The sequence below is a fragment of the Thioclava pacifica DSM 10166 genome (assembly GCF_000714535.1).
Taxonomy (GTDB): Bacteria; Pseudomonadota; Alphaproteobacteria; order Rhodobacterales; family Rhodobacteraceae; genus Thioclava; species Thioclava pacifica.
Window position 1 is genome coordinate 549,476 of sequence record NZ_AUND01000023.1, and the last position, 18,436, is coordinate 567,911.

Consider the following 18,436-nt stretch of genomic DNA (forward strand, 5'->3'; position numbering starts at 1 on the left):
GGGCTCAGGGTTTCGGCAGCCAGCCCAGTGTTTCGCGCGTCTCCGCCTGCGGCGTGTATTCGGCCGAGGCATAGCCCGCATAGCCCTGCGCATCGAGCGTCGCGAAAAACGCTTCCAGGTCGATCGTGCCCGAGCCCGGACCGCCGCGCCCCGGCGCATCGGCGAATTGCACATGCACCGCGCGGCGCCCGTGCTGGGCCCAGCTGCCCGCCACATCTTCGGTCAGCATCTGCGCGTGATAGGCGTCGAATTGCAGATGCAGGTTGGGCGCGCCGACCTCATCGAGAATTTCCGCCGCCAGATCGAAGCTGTTGAGGAAATAGCCCGGCATGTCGATCGGGTTGATCGGCTCGATCGTGAGCGAGCGTTTCGGCGCCCGCGCCGCCGCCCATGTCAGGTTCTCGATGTAGGTCTTTCGCGCGACCATCCCCTCCGACTTGCCCGACATGATATGGATATGGCGGGGCTTGAGCACATCGGCGAAGCGCAACGCCCGGTCGAAATCGCGCCGGAAGCGGTCTTCGCAGCCCGGCACGGCGGCGAAGCCCCGGTCGCCCCCCGCCCAGTTCGGAGGCGGCACGTTCATCAGCACGAAGGTCAGATCGTTGCGGATCAGCTCGTGGCGCATTTCCTGAGCTGAGAATTCATAGGGAAACAGGACCTCGACCGCGTCGAATCCGGCTGCCTTGGCCGCCGCGAACCGCTCCATGAAGGGCAGTTCGGTGAAGAGAAAGGTCAGGTTGGCGGCGAATTTCGGCACGCTAGAGCTCCGCTTCGGGCAGGATCGGGAAGAAGCTGCCACAGGAGATCACCCCGAGCCAGTCCTGACCGTCATGTTCGCGCGTCACCGCCAGATCGACGAGCCGGTAGAAGCTCTTGCGGTCGATCAGCGCCTCGAGCCCGCGCCGCACATGCAGATAGGGGCGGGGCTCGCCATCTTCGCTATGCTCGACCCGGATCGCATGGTCCGCATCGGCCAGAACCTCATCGCCGACATTGGTGGTGAAGCGAATCGTCTGGCTGTCTCCTTCGCCCTCAGCGGTGAAATCGACCGCTATGAAGGGCGCGTCTTCGACGCGAATACCGACCTTCTCGACTGGCGTGACGAGGTAATATTTCCCGTCCTCCAGTTTCAGAATCGATGCGAAAAGCCGCACCAGCGCCTCGCGCCCGATTGGCGTGCCCAGATAGAACCAAGTGCCGTCGCGGCGGATCTCCATATCGAGGTCGCCGCAAAAGGGCGGATTCCACAGATGCACGGGCGGCGGGCCTTTTTTGCTGGCCTTTTTCGCCGCGGCGGCCAGCCCGTCTGCCGTGGGGGAATGGGCGGAAACTGTCTGTTTGTGATCCGTCATGCGAGTTTTGCCGTTGGTCGGAGCGTGGATATCTGCTTTGCTGGCAAAGATAGGCATCAACGGGGAGAATGTCATGGCCGAGCCCGAAAAGCTGATGGAAGATATCGAGCGCCTTGGTGGCAAGCTCGCGCAGGCGCGGGCCTCGATCGACCGGCGATTCATTGGGCAGGACCGGGTGGTGGAACTTGTTCTCTCGGCGATGCTCTCTGGTGGGCATGCGCTTCTGGTCGGCCTTCCGGGGCTGGGCAAGACGCTGCTGGTCGAGACGCTCTCGACGGTGATGGGGCTGAATTCGAACCGGATCCAGTTCACGCCCGACCTGATGCCCGCCGATATTCTCGGGAGTGAAGTGCTGGAAACCGCGCCCGATGGCAGCCGCGCCTTCCGCTTTCTCGAAGGGCCGGTTTTCTGCCAGCTTCTGATGGCCGACGAAATCAACCGGGCCTCGCCGCGCACCCAATCCGCGCTGCTGCAGGCGATGCAGGAACGCGAGGTGACCATCGCCGGGCAGCATCGCCCGCTGGGCCCGCCCTTCCACGTTCTGGCGACCCAGAACCCGATCGAGCAGGAGGGCACCTATCCGCTGCCCGAAGCCCAGCTTGACCGTTTCCTCGTGCAGGTCGACGTGGATTATCCCGACCGGGAGACCGAACGCTCGATCCTGCTTGCGACCACGGGTGTGGTGGCCGAGGGGGCGCATACCGTCTTCACCCCAGCCGAGCTGATCGAGGCGCAGGGAATTGTGCGGCAGATGCCGGTGGGCGAGAAGGTCGTCGATGCGATCCTCGATCTGGTGCGCGCCTGCCGCCCGCGCGAGGCCGATGCGCCCGAGTTCATCCGTGATGCGCTGGCCTGGGGGCCGGGCCCGCGCGCGGCTCAGGCGCTGATGCTGACGGTGCGGGCGCGGGCGCTCATCAATGGCCGTCTTGCGCCGACGATCGAGGATGTGCAGGCGATGGCGCGCCCGGTGCTGATCCATCGCATGGCGCTGAGCTTCGCCGCGCGCGCGCGTGGCGAGACGCTGGGCGATCTGATCGACCGCGCCGTTGCCGAGATCACCGGGCCGAGCGCGGCAGGTGCCGCCGCTTGAGTATCAGCCCCGATACCGAGGCCTCCGGGCCCATGCGCGCGCTCGGGCTGCGCCGCGAGGCCGAGGGGGCAGCCTCTGCGCTGCCGCCTCTGCTCGTCGCGGCGGAGCATCTGGCCGCGACCGTCCAGATGGGCGCGCATGGCCGCAGACGTGCGGGATCGGGCGAGGAATTCTGGCAATACCGCCCCGCCCATGCGGGCGACGAGTTGCGCTTCGTCGATTGGCGGCGCTCGGCGCGCTCGGACAATCAATATGTGCGTGAACGCGAGTGGCAGCTCGCGCAATCGGTGCATCTGTGGGTCGATGATGCGGCCTCGATGCGCTTCACCGGGGCCGAGAGCGGGCGCGGCGCGCGGGTGACGAAATCCGAACGCGCGCGGGTTCTGGGGCTTGCGCTTGCGGTGCTGATGATCCGGGGCGGAGAGCGCGTCGGGCTGACCGGGCCGCTGGTCCCGCCGCGTCCGGGCCGGGCGCAGCTGATGGAACTGGCGGGCCTGCTGTCGCGCGACGAGGGCGTGCAGGATTACGGCGCGCCCGAGATCGCGGGCGTCACGCCGCAGGCGCGGGTCGTGCTGCTGTCGGATTTCTTCGGCGATCTCGGCGCGATCGAGACTGCCTTGGGCCAGCTTGCCGACCGGGGCGTGTCGGGGGTGATGATGCAGGTGCTCGACCCCGACGAGGAAGCCTTCCCGTATGACGGGCGCACGATCTTCCAGTCGATGGCGGGCGCGCTGGTGCATGAGACGCGCAAGGCGGGCGATCTGCGCGCGCGCTACCTCGACAGGCTCGCGGCACGGCGCGATCAGCTTGCGGGGCTGGCACGCAGCGCGGGCTGGCAATTCTCGACCCATCACACCGGCGATCCGGCGCAGGGCGCGCTGCTGTGGCTTTATTCCGCGCTCGAGAGGGGGCGGTGATGTGGATGCTCGGCCCCATCGGCTTCACCGCGCCCTGGCTGTTGCTGGGGCTTATGGCCTTGCCCGTGATCTGGCTGATCCTGCGCGCGGTGCCGCCCGCGCCGATCCGCAGGCGGTTCCCGGGTGTCGCGCTTCTTCTGGGGCTCAAGGATGAAGAGGTCGAGGCCGCGCGCACGCCGTGGTGGCTGCTGGCGCTGCGTCTGCTGGCGCTCGCCGCCGCGATCATCGGCTTTGCCGGGCCGATCCTGAACCCGCAGCGTGCGGTGCCGGGGCAGGGGCCGCTCTTGATCGTGGTCGATGGCAGCTGGGCCTCGGCGCGCGATTGGCCGCGCCGGATCGAGCGGATGACGACCGCTTTGCAAGACGCACAGCAGGCGGGGCGTCCCGCGGCGGTGATGTCTCTCGCCGATCCTCCGCCCTCGAAGATCAGTTTAACCGATGCCGGGGCCGAGTTGCAGTCGCTACCGGGGCTCAAACCGCAGCCCTGGGCGCCGCAGGACTTCGATGCGGCCAATTTGCCCGAGGGGAGCTTCGAGACGCTCTGGCTCTCGGACGGGCTCGCGCGCGACGACCGTGCCTCTCTTCTGCAGGCGCTGGAAAGCCATGGCCCGGTGAAGGTCTGGCAGCCCCAGCTCCCGGTTCTGGCCCTTGGCGCAGCCCGGATCGAGGATGGCGCGCTGGTCGTGCCCGCCTATGCCTCCGCCGCCCTGCCGAGCCCGCGTGAAGTGGCCGCTATCGGGCGCGACCCGGCGGGGATCGAGCGGGAGCTCGCCCGCGCGCCGCTCGATTTCACGGACAAGACCGAGGCCGAACTGCGCTTCGATCTGCCGCCGGAGCTGCGCAATCGCATCTCCCGCATCGAAATCACCGGCGCGCGCTCGGCGGGAGCCGTCAGCCTGACCGATGACGCGGTGAAGCGGCGAAAGGTGGCGATCCTCTCGGCCGCACGCGACCGCGAAGGCCTGGAGCTGCTCTCGCCCACCCATTACCTGCATCAGGCCCTTGCCCCGACGGCGGACCTGATCGAGGGCACGCTGGCTGACGTGCTCACCGCCGACCCGGACGTGATCATTCTTGCGGACATGGCCGATCTGCCCGAGCAGTCCAAGCTGAATGAATGGGTTGAAAAGGGCGGGCTCTTGATCCGCTTTGCAGGCCCGCGCATGGCCAATTCCGATCTCGATGCCGATACGCTTCTGCCGGTGCAGCTGCGCGCAGGCGGGCGTTCGCTGGGCGGCACGATGAGCTGGGGCGACCCGCGCGCGCTGGCGCCCTTCCCTGAGGGTTCGCCCTTCGCGGGGCTCGCGATTCCCGAGGATGTGACGGTCAAGGCGCAAGTCATGGCCGAGCCCTCGCCCGATCTGGCTGAGCACACGATCGCCGCGCTGACCGATGGCACGCCGCTGGTGACGCGCGCGAAGATGGGGCAGGGCACGGTGGTGCTGTTCCACGTCACCGCCAATGCCGAATGGTCGAGCCTGCCGCTCTCATTGCTCTTCCCGCAGATGCTCGAACGGCTTGCGGTCTCGGCCCGTCCGGCAGCCCCCGAAGCGGCCGATCTGGCAGGGCAGACCTGGGTGCCCCAGAAACTGCTAGACGGGTTCGGGCGGTTGCAGGATGCGGGCGATGCGCCGGGGATTCCGGGCGAAGATCTGGCCAAGGCCATTCCGGGGCCGAAGCTGCGCCCCGGCATCTACACCGCCGATGATCGGTCCGTGGCGCTCAATGCCTTGCCGCGCGATGCTGCGCTGTCGCCGGCGACATGGCCCGCGAGCGTGCCCGTCGAGGGGGCTGAGGAACAACGCGAGATGCCGCTCAAGGGGTGGCTGCTCGCGGCGGCGCTCGCGGCGCTTCTGATCGATGTCCTCGCGACGCTCGCGCTCTCGGGCAAGCTTTGGGGGCCGCGCGCAATGAAAGCCGCCGCGATGATCGGTGCGCTTGTCCTCGTGGGGCTCGCGCCTCCGCAGGCGCGTGCGGAAATGGATCCGGCTCGCGCGATCGAGGCCGCCTCGAACGTCGTTCTGGCCGCGATGCCCACCGGAGATCCCGAGATCGACCGGGTCTCGATGGCGGGCCTCACCGGGCTTTCGGAGGTGCTGAACCGTCGCACCACCGTCGAGCCCTCCGCGCCGATGATGGTCGATCTCAAGAATGACGATCTGGCCGTCTATACCTTCATCTATTGGCCGATCACCGCAGATCAGCCCGCGCCGAGCCCGATGGAATATGCCAAGCTCAACCGCTACCTGCGCGGCGGCGGGATGATCCTGTTCGACACGCGCGATGCAGATATCGCAGGCTTCGGCGAGGCCACGCCCGCCGGCAAGCGCTTGCAGGCGCTGGCAGCACCTCTCGATATCCCGCCACTCGCGCCGATCCCGGACGATCACGTGCTCACCCGCACATTCTACCTGCTTCAGGATTTCCCCGGCCGCTATGATGGCACGATCTGGGTGGAGGCTCCGCCCGCCGATGCCGAGCGCGCCGAGGGGATGCCGTTTCGCAATCTCAATGACGGGGTGACGCCCGTGGTGATCGGCGGCAATGACTGGGCGGGCGCCTGGGCGGTCGACGCGCGCGGCATGCCGATGTTCCCGGTCGGGCGTGGCCGCACGGGCGAGCGTCAGCGCGAGATCGCGGATCGTTTTGGCGTAAACCTGATCATGCATGTGCTGACCGGCAACTACAAATCCGATCAGGTCCATGTGCCTGCGCTTCTCGAAAGGCTGGGGCAATGAACGGGCTATCGGTCATCTTCGCACCGCTTCTGCCCTGGCCCGTGATCGCGGGGGCCGGCGTGGTGGCGCTGGTGCTGCTGGCGCTGGCACTGTGGCGGGGCCTGCGCGGCTGGGCGTTGCGGGCGCTGGCCGCGCTGGTGCTGCTGGCCGCGATCGCGCAGCCCTCTCTGCAACGCGAAGAGACGGCGCCGCTCTCCGATATCGTTCTGTTGATCGACGACCGTTCGGCTTCGCAGCGGCTCTCGGACCGGGCGGATCAGTCAGATGGGGCGGTCAACGCGTTGCAGGCGCAGCTCGCCGCGATGCCCAATATCGAGACCCGCCGCATCACAGTGCATGATGGCGCCGACAATGCGGGGTCGGAGCTTGGCGCGGCGCTGGCCGAGGCGCTTGCTTCAGAGCCGCGTGCGCGGGTGGCAGGCGCGCTGATGGTCACCGACGGGCAGGCCCATGATGCGGCCCTCGCGCCTGTGCTGCCCGCGCCGTTGCAGGTGTTGCTGACCGGCAAGCGCTCAGACTGGGATCGTCGCATCCTGATCGAGACGGCACCTGCTTTCGGCATCATCGGCGAGGAGACCGCGATCCGGCTCAAGATCGAGGATATGGGCGATGTACCCGCCTCGACCGGCGGCACGGCCCAGATCACCATCTCGATCGATGGCAAGGACCCCAAGAGCTACACGGTGCGCACCGGCCGTGATCTCGAACTGCCGCTGACGCTCGATCATGGTGGTCAGAACGTGGTGCAGTTCTCGCTTGCGCCGGTCGAGGGCGAACTGACCGATCGCAACAACGTGGCCACCGTGCAGATCAACGGCGTGCGCGACCGGCTGCGGGTGCTGCTGGTCTCCGGCCAGCCCCATGCGGGCGAGCGGACCTGGCGCAACCTGCTGAAATCCGATGCGGGCGTCGATCTGGTGCATTTCACCATCCTGCGCCCGCCGGAGAAGCAAGACGGCGTGCCGGTGTCTGAACTGTCGCTCATTGCATTTCCGACGCAGGAGCTTTTCGTCGACAAGATCGATGAGTTCGATCTGATCATCTTCGACCGCTACGGCGCGCGCGGCATCCTGCCCTCGGCCTATTTCGACAATATCAAGGAATACGTCGAACGCGGCGGTGCGATCCTCGTGGCTGCCGGACCGGAATTCGCCACCGTCGAGAGCCTGTTCCAGACCAGCCTCGGGGATATCATGCCCGCACGCCCGACTGGCCGGGTGATCTCGGAAAGCTTCCTGCCGCGCCCAACCGATCTTGGTCTGCGCCATCCCGTGACCGCGGGGCTGAAGGGCGCGCCAAAGCCCGAAGGTGAAGGAGACGATGAAGGCCCGCATTGGGGCCATTGGCTGCGCCAGATCGAACTCGCCAACCCGACGGGCGAGGTCGTGATGTCCGGTGCCGAGGGCAAACCGCTTCTGGTGCTCTCGCGCGAAGGCAAGGGGCGCGTGGCGCTTCTGGCCTCGGATCACGCATGGCTCTGGGATCGCGGCTATGACGGCGGCGGGCCGCAGCTCGAATTGCTGCGCCGCATCGCGCATTGGGAAATGAAGGAACCCGAGCTTGAGGAAGAGGCGCTGTTTGCCGAGATCAACCCCGGTTCACTCTCGATGCAGATTATCCGCCGCTCGATGGAAGAGAGCGTGCCCCCGGTCACGATCACGCTGCCCGATGGCTCGACGCAGGAAATCACGCTGAGCGAAACCGCACCGGGGCGGTTCACCGCGCGCTGGACCGCACCGGAGGCAGGGCTTTACCGTCTGCAGGATGGCGATCTGGAGCGGGTCGTGGCGATGGGGCCGGCGAGCCCGCGCGAGTTTGAACAGACCATCGCCAGCGCCGAACCCCTCGCCAATGCGATCGCGGCGTCGGGCGGCGGGGTAACGCGGCTTCAGGATGGCATCCCGCGCATCCGAGAAATCCGGGCGGGTCGCCCCTCGGCGGGGCGCGGCTGGATCGGAATCACTCCGCGTGGAGCGACGGCGACCACCGACATCCGCGTCCAACCTCTGCTGCCCGCCTGGGCCTGGCTGCTGCTCGCGGCGCTGCTGACCGTTAGCGCCTGGCTCGTCGAGGGCCGAAATCGTCGCAGTGGTGGCGGTGGCGCGACAGCTTGATCCAAGCGGACAGACGGGGTGGGGGATTGCCCGTTACTCGCAGTGCGTGTAGCAGATGTTAGCGGTATCAGACTGAAGAGAAGATGGAGGAGGTCTCGATGATCCTGAGCTGTGGCGAGGCGCTGATCGACATGCTCCCGCGTGAGAGCACGCAAGGCGAGCCAGCCTTCGCGCCCTATCCGGGTGGGGCCGTGTTCAACACCGCGATTGCATTGGGGCGACTGGGCGCGCGGTCGGGCTTCCTGTCGGGGTTGTCTGAGGATCTCTTTGGGCAGATGCTGATCCGCTCGCTCTCGGATAGCGGCGTCGACGCGGGGCTTGCGGTGCGCTCGGACCGGCCGACGACGCTGGCTTTCGTAACGCTCACCGATGGCCATGCGAGCTATGCGTTCTATGACGAGAACACCGCCGGTCGAATGCTGAAGATCGAGGACATGCCCGAGATTCCGGCCGAGGTGACGGCGATGTTCTTTGGCGGGATTTCCCTGCCGGTCGAACCCTGCGGCGCGGCCTATGAGGCGCTGATGCTGCGCGAGGCCGAAAGCCGCGTGACGATGATCGACCCGAATATCCGCCCCGGTTTCATTCGTGACGAGGCGGCCTATCGCGCCCGGCTCGACCGGATGATCGCGGCGGCCGATATCGTGAAGGTCTCGGACGAGGATCTGCGCTGGCTGGAAGGGCCGGGAACGATTGCCGATCTTGCGCGGGGGCTGCTGCGCAAAGGGCCGAAACTGGTCTTCATTACCGAAGGCGCGACAGGCGCACATGGGTTTTCCGCCGGATGTGAGGTCTTCGTGCCCGCCCGCAAGGTCGATGTTGTCGATACGGTCGGTGCGGGCGACACGTTCAACGCAGGCGTTCTGGCGGCGCTGGATCGGGCCGGAGCGCTCGAGAAGGCGCGGATTGCGCGGGCGGATGAGGGTCTGATCTCGGACTGTCTGGAGCTGGGCGTCGCAGCCGCCGCGGTCGTCGTCAGCCGTGCGGGCGCGAACCCGCCCTGGGCGGAGGAACTGGCATGAGGGCTTTGGTTCAACGCGTTTCGGAAGCCTCCGTCACGGTCGATGGCACGCGCATTTCCGAAATCGGGCCGGGATTGCTGATCCTCGCCTGCGCGATGCAGGGCGATGATGAGAAGGTGGCCGAGAAGCTGGCTGAACGCATCTCGAAACTGCGCATCTTCAAGGACGAGGCGGGCAAGATGAATCGCGCCGTAGGCGATATCGGCGGGGCCTGTCTGGTGGTCAGCCAGTTCACGCTGGCCGCCGATACCTCGCGCGGCAATCGCCCCGGCTTTTCCAGTGCGGCTGCACCCGAGGACGGCAATCGTCTCTACGAGCATTTCGCGGCGCACCTCGCCAGCCTCGGCCTGCCGGTTCAGACAGGCGAATTCGGTGCGGATATGAAGGTCGCGCTGCTCAATGACGGGCCCGTCACGATCTGGATGGACAGCGCCGATCGGCCCTGAGGGTCAGAGCATCGTGCCTTCTTCGAGCTTCAGTTTCACCTCGAGCAGCACTTCCTGAAGCGCCTGCGCCTCTTTCAGCATCCGCTTGGCCTCGTTGAGGCTGATCGTGCCGTCGGCGATCGAGGCGTGATATTCGGCCATCAGCATCGCGAAACGCTGGCTCAGCGCGACCACGTCCGAATTGATATTGCCCTCGGAGGCGTTTCGTTTCGCTTCGTTCCAGCTCACGGTAATCCCCGAGAGATCGGCCAGCGCGACGGTCACATGCGGAAATTCGGCCTCGGCTTCGAGCCGCGCGACCACGTCGATCGGCATGAAGCGGTCGCTATTCTCCGGATCGTTCGAATAATAGCGCCCCAGCGTCGCCTTGGACTTGCCGCAGAGCGCAGCGGCCTTCTCGATACCGATGTCCTTCACCAGCGCTTCGCTGTGCTTCTTGAGATAGCTGCCGATGTGATCGCCCATTGCGCGCCTCCAGGGGGAAAGCCGTTTGCGCTTTCCCCTTAGCCCCCGAAACGAATTTTGTCACACCATAAGTGTTAGGAAATGCGGGATTTCCCGCGTGTAGAGTGCGAGTTCGCTCCGGTGCCCCCTAACTGCCCGGGGCGGCGGGCTTCGCCGGCGGAGCACAGGCCGTCCGGCGGAGCCTTGCCGCGCTTCTCGGCTTTGGCTAAGCCAAGGCATGGCCAAGCTCTATTTCCATTACTCCACCATGAACGCGGGCAAGAGCACGATCCTCTTGCAGGCCTCCTACAACTACATCGAGCGCGGGATGCAGACCTTGCTCGTCACCGCGAAGCTCGACGACCGGGCTGGTGACGGCAAGATCGCGAGCCGTATCGGGATCGGAGCGGAGGCGGCCTGTTTCACGACCCAGACCGACATGTTCGAAATGATCAAATCCCGGCTCGATTCCGGTCCTTGCGCCTGCGTTTTTGTGGATGAAGCACAATTCCTCACCGAGCCGCAGGTCTGGCAACTGGCGCGCGCCGTCGATGATCTGCGCGTGCCTGTGATGTGCTACGGGCTGCGGGTGGATTTCCAGGGCAAGCTGTTTCCGGGCTCGGCCGCGCTTCTGGCGCTGGCCGACGAGATGCGCGAGGTGCGCACGATCTGCCATTGCGGCAAGAAGGCCACAATGGTCGTGCGGATGGGCGAGGATGGTCAGGCGTTGCGCGACGGCGATCAGGTGCAGATCGGCGGCAACGAGACTTATGTGAGCCTGTGTCGGCGCCACTGGCGCGAGGCAATGGGGCACGACTGAGCGCTACTCGGTGGCCAGCGGCACGAAATCCGGCGCGATCACGCCTGACAGCGTGTCGATATAGATATTGCCGCCGGTGATCTCGCGCACGATCGCCTCCACGGCGGGCTCGCCTGTGGCGCCATCCGCCTTGATCTGGGCGATGGCCTTGTCGAACTGGGTCTTGAAGGCGCGCGTGTCATAGATTTCCGGCTCGCTTTCATAGACCGCGACCATGCCGTAGCGCCGAACGCAGATCTCGCCGATATCGCAAGGTGTGCCCTGAAGGCGGACGATCCATTTCTTCGAGCCGATCAGCACGGCGGCATAGAGGATCGCGGCCAGTTCCGGCTCGACATGGGAATCGAGCAGCACGCTATGGAACATGCGCTGCGTCTGGAGCCAGCCATAGACCGGGCGGACCGATTTCGAATAGTGGTCATGCAGCACCGCCGCGGGCAGGTATCGCAGCGTCATCGGCCCGCCCACGAAAGGCTGTGCCCATGCCGGGATCGAGGCGCCATCGGTGCAATCGCCCTTCACGGTCAGCCAGCCGGTGCCGCTGTCATCGACATAGCCAAAGCGCTCCTGCACCTGCCAGGGGCCGGGGAAGGTGCAATCCGCCGTTTTCTTCAGCTTGAGCTGGCCCACGAATTTGCCCGAGGGCACGAAGGGTTCCGCGCAGGAGCTCTGCACGGTGAGAAAAGGCAGGATCAGGACCGTCCGGACAAAACGAAGCATCATGGGCACTCTCCGCGCCGCCCGTTTTGCGGGGGCGTCAGGGGAGTGTAGCACGCGGCGGGTGATTTCGGCGCTCAGATCCGTTCGACGATGACCGAACCCACCGAATAGCCCGCCCCGAAGGAGCAGATCAGGCCGATCTCGCCGGGCTGGAAATCGTCAGAATGTTTCGCGAAGGCGATGATCGACCCGGCCGAGGAGGTGTTGGCGTAATCCTGCAGGATGTTGGGTTGTTCGCCCGGTTCCGGCTCGCGGCCCAGCACCTTCTTGCCCAGGAAATCGTTCATCGTCTTGTTGGCCTGATGCAGCCAGAGGCGGTGCAGATCGTCCGGTTTCACCCCGGTCTCCGCGAGGTGCTCCAGAACATGTCTGGCCACCATCGGCATCACTTCCTTGAAGACCTTCCGGCCCTCCTGCATGAACTGCATATCGCGCCGGTCGGCCACGCCATCGGGCCGGGTGCGGCGCAGGAAGCCGTTGTTATTGCGGATATTGTTCGAGAATTCTGTGGCGCAGCGGGTGGAGCGGATGAGGAAGCCATGCGGCGCATCCTCGCGCCGCTCGATCAGCGTCGCGGTCGCGACATCGCCGAAGATGAAATGGCAATCGCGGTCGCGCCATTCGAGGTGGCCCGAGGTGATCTCGGGGTTCACCACCAGCGCGCGGCGCACCGAGCCCGTGCGGATCATGTCGGCAGCGGCCTGAATCCCGAAAGTGGCCGAAGAACAGGCCACGTTCATATCGAAGGCAAAGCCGCCCGCGCCCAGAAGCTTCTGGATCTCGATCGCGACGGCGGGGTAGGCGCGCTCCATGTTCGAGGCGGCGCAGATCACCAGATCCACGTCTTCACCGCTGCGGCCCGCCATCGCCAGCGCCTTATGGCAGGCGTCGAGCGCGATCTCGGCCATGATGCCCGGCTCGTCATCGGAACGCTGGCGCAGGCGCGGATACATGCGCGTGGGATCCAGCACGCCTTCCTTGTCCATCACGTAGCGCTGCTCGATGCCCGAGGCTTTCTCGATGAACTCGACCGAGCTGTGCTCTTTCGCCTGCACCTCGCCCGCGGCGATGGCCTCGGCGTTCTCGGCGTTGAACAGGTCGGCATAGGCGTTGAACGCCTCGACCAGTTCGGCATTGGTGATGACATGCTCCGGGGTGAAGACCCCGGTTCCGGTAATGACAGGTTGATGCATCGGCTCCTCCTTGGCAGACCCTCCCGCCAAGGAGGTGAAAGGTCAAGCCGTGACGCGGTTCGGAGGTTCCTTGCCGTCGCGAAAGGCGATCAGGTTATCGACCGCCATATGCCCCATCGCGTCGCGCACTTCGAGCGCCGCCGTGCCCAGATGCGGCAGCAGCGTGACATTGTCCATCTCGCGCAGAACCCCCGGGACATAGGGCTCGCGCTCATAGACATCGAGTCCCGCCCCCGCGATCGCGTTCGATTGCAGCGCCGCGATCAGAGCTGCCTCATCGACGATATCGCCGCGGGCGATATTGATCAGATGCGCATGGGGCTGCATTTTCGCGATTTCTGCCGCACCGATCAGATGGTGGGTGGCGGGGCTTGCAGGCACCGCGATCACCACGAAATCGGCTGTTTGCAGCAATTCATCTTGGCTGACATGTTGCGCCGGGAAGCCCGGATCGGTCGGCGTGCGCTTGGTATAGAGCACCTCCATGCCGAAGCCGAAATGGCAGCGCCGTGCGATCGCGGTGCCGATCCGGCCCATGCCGATGATCCCCACCTTCTTGCCCGAGACGTGATGGCCGAGGAATTGCGTGGGCGTCCAGCCGGTCCAGTCGCCGCGCCGAACGTAACGCTCGCCGGCGCTGGCGCGGCGCGCGCTCATCAGGATCAGCATCATCGCGATATCGGCGGTGGCATCGGTCACGGCGCCGGGCGTGTTGGTCACGGTGATCCCATGCGCCTCGGCAGCGGCCACGTCGATATGGTTATAGCCCACCCCGAAATTCGCGACGATCTGCGCGCGCGGAATATCGGCGAAGGCGCGGGCCGAGAGCTTGTCGCCGAGCGTCACCAGAAGCGCGTCGTAATCGGCGAGCGCCTGATGCGCCTCTTCTTCGGTCATCGGCGCGGCCCCGTTGCGGAAGGTCACGTCGAATTCCTTCGCCACGCGGGCCTCGACCTCATCGGTCAGCTTGCGGGTCACCAGCAGTTTCATCAGAACATCCTCCCGCCGATCGGCACATCCTTGTCGGGCGTCAGCAGCACCACCTCGCCCGCCTCGTCGGGCACGCCGAGCACCAGCGCCTCGGAGATGAAGGGCCCGATCTGGCGAGGCGGGAAATTGACCACGCCGAAGACGAGTTTGCCGACCAGCTCCTCGGGGGCGTAATGCACGGTGATCTGCGCCGAGCTTTTCTTCACTCCGATCTCGGGGCCGTAATCGACCCATAGCTTGATCGCGGGTTTGCGCGCTTCCGGGAAGGGCTGGGCGTCGGTGATCCGGCCACAGCGGATATCCACCTTCATGAAGTCGTCGAAGGAGATCGTCATTTCCCGAGCTCCCGGTTGCGCGCGATATTCGCGGCGACAGCCTTGCGCATCAGCGGTGGCATGCCGGTCTCCGGGTCCATCAGAACCTCGAGCGCGGCGGCCGTCGTCCCGCCCGGAGAGGTCACGTTCTCGCGCAGCTTCGAGGGGCTTTCGTCGCTCTCTTCCGCCAACTGACCCGCGCCACCAACGGTGGCCTTGGCGAGGCGCATCGCCAGATCGGGGTCGAGCCCCTCGGCCACGCCCGCCGCCGCCATCACCTCGATCAGGTGGAAGACATAGGCCGGGCCCGAGCCCGAGACGCCGATCACGGCATCCATCTGGCCCTCGTTGTCGAGCCGCACGACTTGACCCACCGCGCCCATCAGCGCTTCGGCCGTGTCGAGATCATCCGCCGTCGCATTGGGGTTTCCGACGATCGCCGTCACGCCGCGGCCGATCGCGGCGGGGGTGTTGGGCATCGCGCGCACGAGGCGGGTCTGAGCGCCCAGCATCGTTTCGTAACCCTCGATGGTAATCCCGGCGGCAACGGTCACGAAGAGGGTGTCGCCTTGCGCCATTGCCGAAAGTTGCGGCAGCGCACCGGCCATCATCTGCGGCTTCACCGCGACGAGTACCACGGCAGGATTTTCGGGCAGTTCGGAGTTGAGATGCACGCCCACGCCGTTCAACCAGTCGGACGGGTGCGGATCGACCACCCAGACGGAGCTGGCGGAAAGCCCGCCCTTCAATAGTCCCTGAAGGATCGCGCCGCCCATGCGCCCGCAACCCAAAATGACGAGGCCGCGGTCGGAAATAGTGTCAAAGCTCATGCTTCCCCCTTTGGTTCGGGGGGAGATTAGGCGCGCCCGTAGGCCTCCGCAATGGCGACCTGCATCGCGTCTTCGGGATCGCGTTCGCCCCAGGTCGCGAGTTGGAAGGCGGGATAGAAGCGCTCGGAGGCGACCACCGCCGCTCCGATCAATCGGTCGAGCTGTTCGGGGCCGGGCAGTTGCCCGCCCGAAAGCACCAGCCCATGCCGCCAGACCATCAGGCGCTGGTCGGGCCAGAAGGTGAAGGCGCCGGTCCACACCCGGTCGTTGACGCGATTGAGCAGGTCATAGAGCGCGCTTTCGCGGGCGTTCGGCGGGTCCATCTCGAAGGTGCAGATCAGGCGCAGGGTCTCGTCCATGTCCGACCAGGCAAGCGTGATCGAATAGGTTCGCCACTGACCCTCGACCGCCATCGCGATCTGGTCGTCGGTAACCCGGTCGAATTCCCATTGATGCGCCTCAGCCAGCGTCTCGACGATGTCGATCGGGTGAAGCTCCTCGGCGTTCAGATAGTCTTCGCTCAGCGCCATGCTCGTATCCCCCTGCCTGTTTTGGCGCCCCGGAGTACAGCTCCCCTAGGGCTTGTCGGCTTTACAAGAACAGGCGGTGGCAGCCGCCTCTCCTACCAGATATCGTGTAGGCGAAGGGGCAATCTGTAAAGCAATTTCTGGTGGATAAAGCAGGGGTGGCCCACGAAATCTGGGGATAGATCATCCACATTTCAGCCGTGTCGTGCGCGGGCTTGTGGATAAGTCGTTGAGAAGGCTTGGAAATGCAAGAAGCGCCCGCGAGGGGCGCTTCTTGGAGGCGGTTTGGTGGACCTGACGGGAGAGGAATCGAACCACCTCTTCCAGGTTCTCGAAGACTGGGAACACCATCTCGCACAACTTGACCTAGACGGTCTGGGGGTGCGCGATGAAGATTCCCCCACATAATTTCAATAGGTTAGCGCCACCCTCGACGGCAAAGAAGCCCAAAGATAACAAACCAACGCCGTTCTCGTTGCGACTCACGTTCGAAGAACGGGCGCAACTCGAACAGGACGCGGCGGATATGTCCCTTGGGGCATACATCCGAGAACGGCTGTTCGGCGAGGATGCTGCACCGCGCAAAGCACGCAGCAAGAGTCCCGTGAAGGATTATGAGGCTTTGGGGCGCGTTTTGGGTGCGCTCGGCTCATCGCGCCTGTCCTCCAACCTCAACCAGCTCGCCAAGGCGGTGAACACGGGCTCGCTGCCCGTCAGGCCCGAAACGGAATCCGAACTGCGTGAAGCCTGCGCGGCGGTGCTGGTGATGCGCGAAGAGCTTCTGATGGCGCTCGGTCGCGGTATCTATTGTGACGAGCCTGGGTGCGAGCCATGATCCTCAAGGCCAAAGAACGCGGCGGCGGCGCGCAACTTGCCCGCTATCTGCTGTCGATGCGTGAGAACGATCATGTCGTATTGCACGAGGTTCGCGGCTTTGTCAGTGATGATCTGCTAGATGCGTTTCGGGAACTCGATGCCATCGCGGCTGGTACGCGGTGTAATAACTATATGTTCTCGGCCAGCTTGAACCCGCCTGGCGGTGCCGATCCCACCGTCGAGGATTTCGAGAAGGCTGCCGATGCGGTCGAGCGCAAGCTTGGCCTCGAAGATCAGCCCCGCGCCATCGTCTTCCATGAAAAGGACGGGCGGCGGCATGCGCATGTCGTCTGGTCGCGGATCGATGCCGAGCGGATGCGGGCGATCAATATCTCGCACTACAAACTGCGCCTGCGGGACGTGTCGCGCGAGCTGTTCCGCGAACATGGTTGGGAGATGCCGAAAGGGCTGCTCGATTGGCGCGAGCGCGATCCGCTCCGCTATACGCTGCAAGAATGGCAGCAAGCGCGGCGCGTCGGCCTCAATCCGAAACAGATCAAGACGCTGTTCAGGGACTGCTGGGAACATTCGGATTCCGCTCCCGCCTTCACGCAGGCACTCAAGGAACGCGGTTTCACGCTGGCGCGCGGTGATCGGCGCGGCTTCGTCGCCGTCGATTTTCGCGGCGAGGTTTATGCCGTGGCGCGTCAGGCAGGCGTGAAAACGAAAGAAGTCGCGGAACGCCTCGGCGATCCCGAGTCCCTGCCGTCAGTTGATGAGGCGCGGAAAGCGATTGCCGCGCAGATGTCTGAACGCCTCAAGAGCTTCGTCCGACAGTCCGAACTCGAAGCTTCACGAGGCCAGAAGGCGCTGGAATTCGAGCGCAGCGAAATGGCGGGCCGCCACCGTCAGGAACGGCAGATGCTCGGTGAGGCTCTGGAAAAGCGTTGGATCGCGGAAACCAATGCACGGGCGGCGCGGCTGCCGCGCGGGTTCTCAGGCGTCTGGAAACGGATCACGGGCGGTTACGCCAAGATCAGGGCGCAGAACGAGCGCGAAGCGTGGAGCGCCTTGCTGCGGGATCGAGCCGAACGCGACAAGCTGGTTGCCAGTCAACTAGACGAACGCCGCGATCTGCAAAGGGAAATCCGTCAACAGCGAGAACGGCAGCAATCCGATCTGCTTATGCTGCGTGAGGATATAGCCCGCTACCAGGAAATGGACATGCCCGAACGCTCCAGTCAGCACCGCGAGAAGGATCGCGAGGGGCGCAAGCGCGGTCGCGATAGAGGGCGCGATTTTGGATTCGAACGATGATAGATAAGGAGAAGACCATGGAACAATTCGACACCATCGCCTACGTGCCGCGACGCATTTTCGACCTCTACGAAGCCGCCTATGCAGGCACGGCGGAGACGCGAGAATGGGGAGAGGATGCGCAGCGTATATCCCGCGAAGCCAGTGATGCGGATCACTTCTATGCGGAGCGATTCATGCTTTTGTATGAAAACCAAGACCTACACGGTTCTGTAAAGGTCGTGGTTGTCGATGATCCGTCTCTTGATGCCGTGTACGAAGTTCTGCCCCACAAGATGCATTGAGGGAAGGAGCGCCCAAGATCATGAGGCATGACTTTTGCACCCGACCTTGATACGTTTCTTCTACCCATCTTGGAGGGCGGGATGTCAGCGGCACTTTTTCAGGAAAAAATCGAACCTGGAGCGAATGGCTGGGGGGCGTTTATTCAAGCCGTTTCTGAATTCAGCGATGATAGTGAAGTCGGAAAAATATCTGCGCAAATCCAAATTTATTCCCAAGATAGGCCCGAAGAACAGGCCGAAATCGTGCTGAGGTTTTCTGCGGTCTCTGGTTTTGACTTACCCGATATGGACACGCTCATTTCAGGTTCCAAATACTTAGCTTGTATTGCAGCTAGCGTGGGAGCGTCGATTTGGTCCGACGTAAGTGACTGCAAACAACAGGCCATGGCCGATGATCCAGACGCATCATGGCCTGAGATTTGGCATGCAACTGTAAACTGCGTTAAATCGAAGAGCTCAAGAGCCAAGAAGGCGCTGATCGCGTCCCAAGAAGTGGTGT

20 protein-coding genes are annotated in these 18,436 nt (G+C 64.7%); 11 read left to right on the top strand and 9 right to left on the bottom strand.

Annotated features, from left to right (window positions below):
- Positions 1–4: 4 nt before the first annotated feature.
- Together TP2_RS11950 and TP2_RS11955 are read right to left on the bottom strand one after the other, a co-directional pair.
- Positions 5–760 carry a hydroxypyruvate isomerase family protein gene (locus TP2_RS11950; RefSeq protein WP_038077543.1) on the bottom strand — a complete coding sequence of 252 codons (756 nt, stop codon included), beginning with the start codon at positions 758–760 and terminating at the stop codon, positions 5–7.
- A 1-nt stretch (position 761) separates the two neighbouring features.
- On the bottom strand, positions 762–1,355 hold the full coding sequence (locus TP2_RS11955) for a DUF1285 domain-containing protein (RefSeq protein ID WP_038077546.1): 594 nt from the start codon (positions 1,353–1,355) through the stop codon (positions 762–764).
- Between the two features lie 73 nt (positions 1,356–1,428).
- On the opposite strand from TP2_RS11955, the gene TP2_RS11960 reads away from it, so the two are divergent.
- The 6 genes from TP2_RS11960 to dtd all read left to right on the top strand — a co-directional run bounded on the left by TP2_RS11960 (position 1,429) and on the right by dtd (position 9,682).
- Complete coding sequence (locus TP2_RS11960) at positions 1,429–2,445, top strand: AAA family ATPase (RefSeq protein WP_038077549.1); 1,017 nt, start codon at positions 1,429–1,431, stop codon at positions 2,443–2,445.
- A 32-nt stretch (positions 2,446–2,477) separates the two neighbouring features.
- Positions 2,478–3,362 carry a DUF58 domain-containing protein gene (locus tag TP2_RS11965; protein ID WP_038077552.1) on the top strand — a complete coding sequence of 295 codons (885 nt, stop codon included), beginning with the start codon at positions 2,478–2,480 and terminating at the stop codon, positions 3,360–3,362.
- Positions 3,362–6,100 carry a DUF4159 domain-containing protein gene (locus tag TP2_RS11970; RefSeq protein ID WP_038077555.1) on the top strand — a complete coding sequence of 913 codons (2,739 nt, stop codon included), beginning with the start codon at positions 3,362–3,364 and terminating at the stop codon, positions 6,098–6,100. The genes TP2_RS11965 and TP2_RS11970 overlap by 1 nt, the downstream gene beginning before the upstream one ends.
- Positions 6,097–8,214, top strand: a complete 2,118-nt coding sequence (locus TP2_RS11975; RefSeq protein ID WP_038077559.1) for a membrane protein — start codon at positions 6,097–6,099, stop codon at positions 8,212–8,214. Before TP2_RS11970 ends, TP2_RS11975 begins: the two co-directional genes overlap by 4 nt.
- A gap of 98 nt (positions 8,215–8,312) precedes the next feature.
- Positions 8,313–9,236: a carbohydrate kinase family protein gene (locus TP2_RS11980; protein ID WP_038077800.1), complete on the top strand. Its 924-nt coding sequence runs from the start codon at positions 8,313–8,315 to the stop codon at positions 9,234–9,236.
- Positions 9,233–9,682 carry a D-aminoacyl-tRNA deacylase gene (gene dtd, locus TP2_RS11985; protein WP_038077560.1) on the top strand — a complete coding sequence of 150 codons (450 nt, stop codon included), beginning with the start codon at positions 9,233–9,235 and terminating at the stop codon, positions 9,680–9,682. The genes TP2_RS11980 and dtd overlap by 4 nt, the downstream gene beginning before the upstream one ends.
- Positions 9,683–9,685: 3 nt before the next feature.
- Here dtd and TP2_RS11990 read toward each other — a convergent pair whose 3' ends face one another.
- Entirely contained in the window at positions 9,686–10,147 is a 462-nt protein-coding gene (locus TP2_RS11990) for a phage regulatory CII family protein (RefSeq protein ID WP_038077563.1), read from the bottom strand.
- Between the two features lie 217 nt (positions 10,148–10,364).
- Here TP2_RS11990 and TP2_RS11995 point away from each other — a divergent pair, with 217 nt between their 5' ends.
- Complete coding sequence (locus TP2_RS11995) at positions 10,365–10,946, top strand: thymidine kinase (protein WP_038077565.1); 582 nt, start codon at positions 10,365–10,367, stop codon at positions 10,944–10,946.
- A gap of 3 nt (positions 10,947–10,949) precedes the next feature.
- Here the strand turns inward: TP2_RS11995 and TP2_RS18045 are convergent, their stop codons facing one another.
- The 6 genes from TP2_RS18045 to TP2_RS12025 form a co-directional block, all read right to left on the bottom strand.
- Entirely contained in the window at positions 10,950–11,669 is a 720-nt protein-coding gene (locus TP2_RS18045; protein WP_051692535.1) for a DUF1353 domain-containing protein, read from the bottom strand.
- Between the two features lie 71 nt (positions 11,670–11,740).
- Positions 11,741–12,859 (bottom strand): beta-ketoacyl-ACP synthase III, encoded by a 1,119-nt coding sequence (locus TP2_RS12005; protein ID WP_038077566.1) that lies wholly within the window; start codon positions 12,857–12,859, stop codon positions 11,741–11,743.
- 42 nt (positions 12,860–12,901) lie between these two features.
- Positions 12,902–13,849, bottom strand: coding sequence for a 2-hydroxyacid dehydrogenase (locus TP2_RS12010; RefSeq protein WP_038077568.1), 948 nt, complete (start codon positions 13,847–13,849; stop codon positions 12,902–12,904).
- On the bottom strand, positions 13,849–14,184 hold the full coding sequence (locus TP2_RS12015; protein ID WP_038077569.1) for a tRNA-binding protein: 336 nt from the start codon (positions 14,182–14,184) through the stop codon (positions 13,849–13,851). The genes TP2_RS12010 and TP2_RS12015 overlap by 1 nt, the downstream gene beginning before the upstream one ends.
- Positions 14,181–14,993 (bottom strand): pyrroline-5-carboxylate reductase, encoded by an 813-nt coding sequence (gene proC, locus TP2_RS12020; protein WP_038077571.1) that lies wholly within the window; start codon positions 14,991–14,993, stop codon positions 14,181–14,183. Before proC ends, TP2_RS12015 begins: the two co-directional genes overlap by 4 nt.
- A gap of 26 nt (positions 14,994–15,019) precedes the next feature.
- Positions 15,020–15,523: a type III secretion system chaperone family protein gene (locus TP2_RS12025; RefSeq protein WP_038077573.1), complete on the bottom strand. Its 504-nt coding sequence runs from the start codon at positions 15,521–15,523 to the stop codon at positions 15,020–15,022.
- Between the two features lie 385 nt (positions 15,524–15,908).
- On the opposite strand from TP2_RS12025, the gene TP2_RS12030 reads away from it, so the two are divergent.
- The 4 genes from TP2_RS12030 to TP2_RS18545 form a co-directional block, all read left to right on the top strand.
- On the top strand, positions 15,909–16,355 hold the full coding sequence (locus TP2_RS12030; RefSeq protein ID WP_051692537.1) for a hypothetical protein: 447 nt from the start codon (positions 15,909–15,911) through the stop codon (positions 16,353–16,355).
- The gene (locus TP2_RS12035; protein ID WP_038077576.1) at positions 16,352–17,653 is read left to right on the top strand and encodes a relaxase/mobilization nuclease domain-containing protein; all 1,302 of its coding nucleotides are present in this window, start codon (positions 16,352–16,354) and stop codon (positions 17,651–17,653) included. Before TP2_RS12030 ends, TP2_RS12035 begins: the two co-directional genes overlap by 4 nt.
- A 17-nt stretch (positions 17,654–17,670) precedes the next feature.
- Positions 17,671–17,937 carry a hypothetical protein gene (locus tag TP2_RS12040; protein WP_157617111.1) on the top strand — a complete coding sequence of 89 codons (267 nt, stop codon included), beginning with the start codon at positions 17,671–17,673 and terminating at the stop codon, positions 17,935–17,937.
- A gap of 27 nt (positions 17,938–17,964) precedes the next feature.
- The coding region (locus TP2_RS18545; RefSeq protein WP_157617112.1) for a hypothetical protein at positions 17,965–18,436 on the top strand (472 nt) is incomplete at its 3' end.

What these genes read in the sequence shown, in the direction of transcription:
- TP2_RS11965 (WP_038077552.1), top strand. Translation starts at nt 2,478, where the DNA reads ATGCGCGCGCTCGGGCTGCGCCGCGAGGCCGAGGGGGCAGCCTCTGCG.
- TP2_RS11975 (WP_038077559.1), top strand. Translation starts at nt 6,097, where the DNA reads ATGAACGGGCTATCGGTCATCTTCGCACCGCTTCTGCCCTGGCCCGTG.
- TP2_RS11980 (WP_038077800.1), top strand. Translation starts at nt 8,313, where the DNA reads ATGATCCTGAGCTGTGGCGAGGCGCTGATCGACATGCTCCCGCGTGAG.
- TP2_RS12015 (WP_038077569.1), bottom strand. Translation starts at nt 14,184, where the DNA reads ATGACGATCTCCTTCGACGACTTCATGAAGGTGGATATCCGCTGTGGC.
- TP2_RS12005 (WP_038077566.1), bottom strand. Translation starts at nt 12,859, where the DNA reads ATGCATCAACCTGTCATTACCGGAACCGGGGTCTTCACCCCGGAGCAT.
- TP2_RS11990 (WP_038077563.1), bottom strand. Translation starts at nt 10,147, where the DNA reads ATGGGCGATCACATCGGCAGCTATCTCAAGAAGCACAGCGAAGCGCTG.
- TP2_RS12025 (WP_038077573.1), bottom strand. Translation starts at nt 15,523, where the DNA reads ATGGCGCTGAGCGAAGACTATCTGAACGCCGAGGAGCTTCACCCGATC.
- TP2_RS12010 (WP_038077568.1), bottom strand. Translation starts at nt 13,849, where the DNA reads ATGAAACTGCTGGTGACCCGCAAGCTGACCGATGAGGTCGAGGCCCGC.
- TP2_RS12040 (WP_157617111.1), top strand. Translation starts at nt 17,671, where the DNA reads ATGGAACAATTCGACACCATCGCCTACGTGCCGCGACGCATTTTCGAC.
- TP2_RS11995 (WP_038077565.1), top strand. Translation starts at nt 10,365, where the DNA reads ATGGCCAAGCTCTATTTCCATTACTCCACCATGAACGCGGGCAAGAGC.
- TP2_RS11960 (WP_038077549.1), top strand. Translation starts at nt 1,429, where the DNA reads ATGGCCGAGCCCGAAAAGCTGATGGAAGATATCGAGCGCCTTGGTGGC.
- proC (WP_038077571.1), bottom strand. Translation starts at nt 14,993, where the DNA reads ATGAGCTTTGACACTATTTCCGACCGCGGCCTCGTCATTTTGGGTTGC.
- TP2_RS18045 (WP_051692535.1), bottom strand. Translation starts at nt 11,669, where the DNA reads ATGATGCTTCGTTTTGTCCGGACGGTCCTGATCCTGCCTTTTCTCACC.
- TP2_RS12030 (WP_051692537.1), top strand. Translation starts at nt 15,909, where the DNA reads ATGAAGATTCCCCCACATAATTTCAATAGGTTAGCGCCACCCTCGACG.
- TP2_RS12035 (WP_038077576.1), top strand. Translation starts at nt 16,352, where the DNA reads ATGATCCTCAAGGCCAAAGAACGCGGCGGCGGCGCGCAACTTGCCCGC.
- TP2_RS11970 (WP_038077555.1), top strand. Translation starts at nt 3,362, where the DNA reads ATGTGGATGCTCGGCCCCATCGGCTTCACCGCGCCCTGGCTGTTGCTG.
- dtd (WP_038077560.1), top strand. Translation starts at nt 9,233, where the DNA reads ATGAGGGCTTTGGTTCAACGCGTTTCGGAAGCCTCCGTCACGGTCGAT.
- TP2_RS11955 (WP_038077546.1), bottom strand. Translation starts at nt 1,355, where the DNA reads ATGACGGATCACAAACAGACAGTTTCCGCCCATTCCCCCACGGCAGAC.